Source organism: Chlorogloea sp. CCALA 695, assembly GCF_003003885.1.
Classification (GTDB): Bacteria; Cyanobacteriota; Cyanobacteriia; order Cyanobacteriales; family Chroococcidiopsidaceae; genus Aliterella.
Genome location: NZ_PVWN01000154.1, coordinates 1 through 2,332 on the forward strand (window position 1 = coordinate 1; position 2,332 = coordinate 2,332).

At 40.3% G+C, this 2,332-nt stretch carries 2 protein-coding genes and 1 pseudogene; 1 reads left to right on the top strand and 2 read right to left on the bottom strand.

Annotation, left to right across the window (positions count from 1 at the left end; translation table 11 throughout):
• Window positions 1-382: pseudogene (locus C7B70_RS25635) on the top strand (hypothetical protein); the annotation flags it as partial.
• 71 nt (window positions 383-453) lie between these two features.
• Here the strand turns inward: C7B70_RS25635 and C7B70_RS28170 are convergent.
• Both C7B70_RS28170 and C7B70_RS28175 read right to left on the bottom strand, forming a co-directional pair.
• A complete protein-coding gene (locus tag C7B70_RS28170) occupies window positions 454-978 on the bottom strand; it encodes a reverse transcriptase domain-containing protein (protein ID WP_233221168.1) in 525 nt (174 codons plus the stop codon).
• Between the two features lie 89 nt (window positions 979-1,067).
• Window positions 1,068-1,679: a reverse transcriptase N-terminal domain-containing protein gene (locus C7B70_RS28175; RefSeq protein ID WP_369831955.1), complete on the bottom strand. Its 612-nt coding sequence runs from the start codon at window positions 1,677-1,679 to the stop codon at window positions 1,068-1,070.
• Window positions 1,680-2,332: the final 653 nt, after the last annotated feature.

Below are 2,332 nucleotides of genomic sequence, written 5' to 3' on the forward strand. Positions count from 1 at the left end.
ATGCAACAACGAAGCTGAATCTTTGCTTTGTCAGGCTAATGCTCAAGAGGCTTGCAGCTTTTTAGGGATATCAAATGGGCTCTATACTCAAAGGTTTTTAGTTAAAGCTTATGACAAGGGAGATTCCCAGTCTACTATTGCTTTTCTCCAATATCTGCGCTCACAATGTCCCCACCGTATTGCGCTGATTTGGGATGGAGCCACTTATCACCGCTCTGGCGAGGTCAGAACATATTTAGCATCGGTCAATCAACAGTTAAATGAGTTGGATTGGCAGATCACTTGCATTCGCTTTGCCCCAAATGCTCCTGCACAAAATCCTGCCCTTAGATGTTTGGTTACACGCAAAGAGGTTCATCCGAGAGTTCTATCATCTGTGTAAATCTTTCTTTGCCGTGAAGCGATTGTTTGAGTTAATCACTCACCATCAAATTTTTGATTTTCAAAAGGTATTCATGTATGGTGCATTTTCATGAGCCATTTAGGATTGCTATAGTTGAAGATTTCTTTGCTAACCACACCTTTGTAGTAGTTAGCAAAACCTCGGAGAATTGGGTTTAATTTGGCAATTATTGCTTCCTGTGTTGCTCCATCTAATTTCTTAACTTCTTTCCCTATCCGTTTACAGAAATCAAGGACTTTCTGTTTAGATGGTTTAATTAAGAGTTTGCCATTGTAATGACGATGGTTGAACCCTAGAAAGTCAAAGCCCTCTTCTATTGACGTTATTAACGTCTTCTCCGTGCTTAATTCAAGTCCTCTTTCTGACAACCATTGCTGAATCTGAATTTTGGCTTTCTCAAGACTTCCTTTGTCTCTAGCAGTGACAATAAAATCATCTGCGTAGCGTACCACTCCAAATTTTGAGTTGGTGGATTTTATGTATGTTTCTAATCCATGCAATCCTATGTTGGCTAGTAGAGGTGAAATAACCCCTCCACGCGAGTGTGCCTGTTTCTGTAGGATTAAATTTTCCATCAAAAACAAATCCAGCTTTTAACCATTCTCTGATTAATTTTCTTTTTGGAAAATTGTTAATCATGTTGAGAATGGATTCATGAGCAATGTTATCGAAGAACCCTCGAATATCCGCTTCTAGAACCCATGTGTCTCTGCCTCTTTGCAGTCTCATAAAATCTTGACCGATGGCATCTTGACGTAAAGCTCTGTGGGGGAAGCTTCCCCCACAAGACTTTACAACTTTTTCCAGGTCTGAATCCATAGGAATTTGGTTCAAACATAGATTCCCATTCGGGTTCCAGTGAGTTCTTAACTATTGCCTGTTCGATTCTGCCCTTGCAGGTTGGGATTCCGAGTGGTCGTTTTTTGCCGTTAGGTTTTGGTATCTCCACCCTTCTGCTTGGCAAGAGGTTTCCCCCTTTCCAATTGTTTACCAGGCTCACTCTTTGCGTTGGGGTATTGATAATTTCTTTATCAATTCCTGCCGTTGCTTTACCTTTATTAGTTTGAGTAATACGTCGAACAGATAATAATAAGTTTGCGTGACTTCGTTGCATTAACTTCTGTAAACTCCGAAGAGTCTTAAAGTTACCAAGTTTTCTAGCACGAAAGATTCTTTGTCTTAGATTCCTAACAAGTTTGTTGGCTTTCTGCCATTGAATATGGCTCCAGTCTTCTAGTTGTTTCTTTGTTCCGTTTGTTGACATTATTGCCAACATCTAACTTGTCCTCAGATTTGGTTTCTTTAACATTTTGTCGTTCGTATAAGACTCAAAGTAAGTCTGCTATTCCTTTCGGTCAGGGGCAAATTTTGCACCCCTATCTATCCCATTACAGGTTAGTATTCGCTTTTTACTTCATCCTCTACCCTCCAAAAAGTTCTGTCTTCGTTGCCTCGGACTTACTAAGAGTATTCGACCTTTCTTAGACTCTGTAGGGCTTACCCTGTTGCGTCATTTAGTTGTCTGTTCTCTTTTAGATGCTGTCTTTTTCGCGATGGGAGTTTTGTTCACACGCATTAAGAACGTAATAGTCTTAATGCCACCCATTTACCTTTTTGGTTAGAGCCTATCAGCTTTATTTGGCTCTTTGATGCATGACGCGATTTAGATGACAGTTCACTTTCGTTCATCATGAGAGAACTCCACTTAGCCTCTGAACCGCTTTAAGCTAACAGCCCTGAGTACATTTGTCGCCTGCACGCCAGTTGTTTCATTACTCACTTCAACTGTGGCGGAACTCTTTCGAGTCTTTTACATAGTGGTAAGTAGACGGTTACAATAAAATATAAGATCAAAGAGATGTGTTTTCTGCACGGGGACAATTTTTTAAATGCCTGCTCCTATTCGAATAGTTTTAACAGAGGAAGAAG

Bases quoted from the DNA above. Each gene is read 5' to 3' on its own strand.
- C7B70_RS28170 (WP_233221168.1), bottom strand. From the start codon at position 978: ATGGAAAATTTAATCCTACAGAAACAGGCACACTCGCGTGGAGGGGTT.
- C7B70_RS28175 (WP_369831955.1), bottom strand. From the start codon at position 1,679: ATGTTGGCAATAATGTCAACAAACGGAACAAAGAAACAACTAGAAGAC.